We start from the raw sequence: 3,132 nt of genomic DNA, 5'->3' as shown, positions 1-3,132 counted from the left end.
GCGTGACTTCGGCCATGCCCATTGGCTTGCGCTTGGACGAGCCTGCGAAGATCACATCGCGTGCATTCGTTGCACGCAGATTAGAGGCTTTTTGCTCCCCCAAACACCAGACCAGCGCGTCGAGCAGATTGGACTTGCCCGACCCATTAGGCCCGACAATACACGTCACGCCAGGGACGAACTCAATCTCCGTCTTATCTGCGAACGTCTTAAAACCATGGAGGGTCAACCGCTTGAGGCGCATAAACGTTGCATTCTACCATCGTCAGACAACAAATGACGGTATAATTTCTTGAGTGAGGTAAACATGCTACAACAAGAAATGCAAGCCCCTCCGTTGACCTGGGCACAAAAGACACTTCTGCTCCTGCCTGCGCTCGCAGGAGTTCACATTGCCTACTACTACGCTGCCCTTCCCGACAAGATGGCCTCTCACTTTGGCCCCTCAGGACAGGCGGATGGCTGGATGAGCAAGCTCAGCTTTGCGATTTTTTATCTCGTACTCGTTGGAGTGTGCTCGCTACTTTGGGCGGGCATGGGCTGGCTTCTCAAAAAGACGCCCAATGACATGATCAACCTGCCCCATAAAGAGTACTGGCTCGCCCCAGAGCGCCGCGAGCAGACTCTGAGTCGTATGGCACACCAGATGTCGGTCTTTGGAATCGTGACCATCACCTTTCTGATTGCCGTGATGCACACGACGTTTCTCGCGAACCTACGAGGCGACGGTCAGCTTGGGCCTCTGTTCTTTGTCTACTTCGCTGGCTTTATGATATTCACCGCAATTTGGACAGTCCAGATGGTTCGCGGCAGCAAGATCCCCGATATGTAAGCGGGGATTTTAGTCAGACGGTGATCTGTACCCGTTTACCCGTTGTGGCGGACTCGACTGCGCCGAAGACCATTGCGAGGCTCTTGATGTTGTCGTGGCACTCGCCCATAGGGATGGCTCCCGTGTCGAGCGCGTGCAGAAAATCCTCAAGGCTCCCCGCGATGCCACTAGAGACTTCCTCGGTGATGGACTCCTCTTGGGCTTCGGTAGTGTGGTGGAATCCCTCCGTGCCCGTGACTTTTGCGCCCTTGAGTGTGCTATGCCCATCCCAGAGCGCCGTGCCATGCGCTCCGACGGCGCGCCAGTCGCACTCCCAGCTAGAGTGCAAGCCCTCCGCACACCACGAGCCTCGGTAGGTGAAGCGCAGCCCATTTGCCATCTCGAATAAGCACGTCGCGGAGGCCGCGCCCTTGTACCAGGACCACGCCGGATTAAACTCCTCCGCATAGACCGACACGGGATCAGCTCCTGAGAGAAAGCGTGCCTGATCGAAGCTATGAATCGCCATGTCAAGAAGCAAGACATGGTCCATTTCGTCACGAAATCCCCCGAAGTGTGCTCCAATATAGAAGTCCGCATTGAGGATTCCCAGCGGCCCACAGGTCTTCTCGATCAGCCGTCGGTAGGCCATTATGCGATTGTCGTAGCGGCGCGACTGGCTCACCATGTAGAGCTTGCCAGATTTTTCGCTCGCTGCCACCATGGCCCGCGCTGCCTCCATCGAGTGTGCCATCGGTTTCTCGCCAATCACGGGAATGCCGTGTGCCAGCGCCATTAGCGTTACGTCATGATGGGCTTCCGGGATTGTCACGTCTACCACAAAGTCCGGCTGAACCTCAGCGATGGCGCACTCTAGCTCCGTGCCCGTCCAAGCCACGCTGAGTGCGTTCTTCTCAGCGGCAGCGGCGGCGGCCCCCTCGCGAATATCCACCCAGCCCGCAAGAGTCACTTGATCGGCGCGGGCGGCAAGGTTCTTCGCCCAGCCCTGGCCCATGCCGCCCGCGCCCACAAGCAGTGCCTTCCTCACGACTTCTTCTCCCAGCCCAAATTAGGGTTCGTCTCAAACCAGCCCCTGACAGCATGTGGACAGCCCCGGATTCCCAGTGCGGTGGTGGGAGCGGCCCACTTTGCCGCGTTGGCGATCACGCGACGAATCTCCGGCTGGAAGTAGATCGGGTAGGTCTCGTGGCCCGGCGAGAAATAGAAGACTTTTCCGCGCCCACGGTTCCAGCAGCAGCCTGAACGGAATACCTCACCCCCACCGTAACTAGAGATAAAAACCAACTCATCGGGCTGGGGAATATCAAAAAACTCCCCGTACATCTCGGTCAGAGGAACCGTGAATACGGGTGGCAATCCCTCAGCAATTGGGTGTCCAGGCCGCACCGTCCAGACCCGCTCTAGGTCGTCGTCGCGCCAGATCAGCCCACAGGTGGTGCCCATGAGCTTTCGGAAGATCTTAGAGTAGTGCCCCGAGTGCAGTACAATCAGGCCCATCCCCTCTAAAACGCGCTTGTGGACTTTCTCAACAATGCCATCCTCAACTTTGTCATGGCCCATGTGTCCCCACCAAGTCAGTACATCCGTGCTATTGAGAATCTCATCCGTCAAGCCATGCTCCGGTTGATCAAGGGTCGCCGTGCGAACGGTGGTATTTTCCCCAAGTAGCTCGCGCAGACCAGCCGCGATAGCATTGTGCATCCCATCGGGATAGACTTTTTGCACCGCTTCGTGCTGCTTCTCATGGAGATTCTCTCCCCAAACGGTAACAGTCATTGTTTATTGTCTCCAAAGTAAAAAGCCCGGCACAGACGCGCCGGGCTTAGGTAGTTGCCCACTAATAGCGGACAAACGGCTTTTCCCAGCCTCCCTGGTGTGGGCGATTCTGAGAGTCTAGGAAGACGCCTGCCATGAGCATCAGCCAGACAAAGCCTAGAACAGCCCAGAGGAAGGTCAGCTTGGTGCTTCCTTTGACATTCATAAAGTTGCGCACAACCAAGTAGGCTTTAGCTGTCGCCACAATCATTGCGATCACAAAGTTAAGCCCTACTAAGCCGCTCGCAGCACTCAGATCAAAGTAGTAGAGTACCACTGTCACGATCAACAGAACAAATAGTATCCCATAAGTCAGCCAGTAAAGCGCAGGTTTGGGATGATGAATGACTTCAACTGCCGGATGAGCCGGGCTGTGTCCGTGTGTATTATCTGCCATCGTCTTTCCTTTACGAGATCAGGTACATCAGCGGGAACAGGAAGATCCACACGATGTCAACAAAGTGCCAGTACAGCCCTATCATCTC

Annotated in this window: 5 protein-coding genes; 1 reads left to right on the top strand and 4 read right to left on the bottom strand. The window is 56.0% G+C overall.

Translation table 11 applies throughout. The features are described 5' to 3' along the window. The coding region (locus ACH2EH_RS21000) for an AAA family ATPase (RefSeq protein ID WP_395144795.1) at nucleotides 1-244 on the bottom strand (244 nt) is incomplete at its 3' end. Between the two features lie 78 nt (nucleotides 245-322). Between ACH2EH_RS21000 and ACH2EH_RS20995 the strand changes: the two genes are divergently transcribed. Next, the gene (locus ACH2EH_RS20995) at nucleotides 323-832 is read left to right on the top strand and encodes a DUF1648 domain-containing protein (protein WP_395144793.1); all 510 of its coding nucleotides are present in this window, start codon (nucleotides 323-325) and stop codon (nucleotides 830-832) included. A gap of 13 nt (nucleotides 833-845) precedes the next feature. On the opposite strand, the gene ACH2EH_RS20990 is transcribed toward ACH2EH_RS20995, so the two are convergent. The 3 genes from ACH2EH_RS20990 to ACH2EH_RS20980 all read right to left on the bottom strand — a co-directional run bounded on the left by ACH2EH_RS20990 (nucleotide 846) and on the right by ACH2EH_RS20980 (nucleotide 3,044). After that, nucleotides 846-1,859 carry a Gfo/Idh/MocA family protein gene (locus ACH2EH_RS20990; protein ID WP_395144791.1) on the bottom strand — a complete coding sequence of 338 codons (1,014 nt, stop codon included), beginning with the start codon at nucleotides 1,857-1,859 and terminating at the stop codon, nucleotides 846-848. Next, the gene (locus tag ACH2EH_RS20985; protein WP_395144789.1) at nucleotides 1,856-2,608 is read right to left on the bottom strand and encodes a ThuA domain-containing protein; all 753 of its coding nucleotides are present in this window, start codon (nucleotides 2,606-2,608) and stop codon (nucleotides 1,856-1,858) included. The genes ACH2EH_RS20990 and ACH2EH_RS20985 overlap by 4 nt, the downstream gene beginning before the upstream one ends. Nucleotides 2,609-2,669: 61 nt before the next feature. Next, a complete protein-coding gene (locus ACH2EH_RS20980; protein WP_395144787.1) occupies nucleotides 2,670-3,044 on the bottom strand; it encodes a cytochrome C oxidase subunit IV family protein in 375 nt (124 codons plus the stop codon). Nucleotides 3,045-3,132 lie beyond the last annotated feature (88 nt).

Origin of the sequence: Armatimonas sp., assembly GCF_043760365.1 — a bacterium.
GTDB lineage: Bacteria > Armatimonadota > Armatimonadia > Armatimonadales > Armatimonadaceae > Armatimonas.
This window is presented reverse-complemented; position numbering and strand designations above follow the sequence as displayed.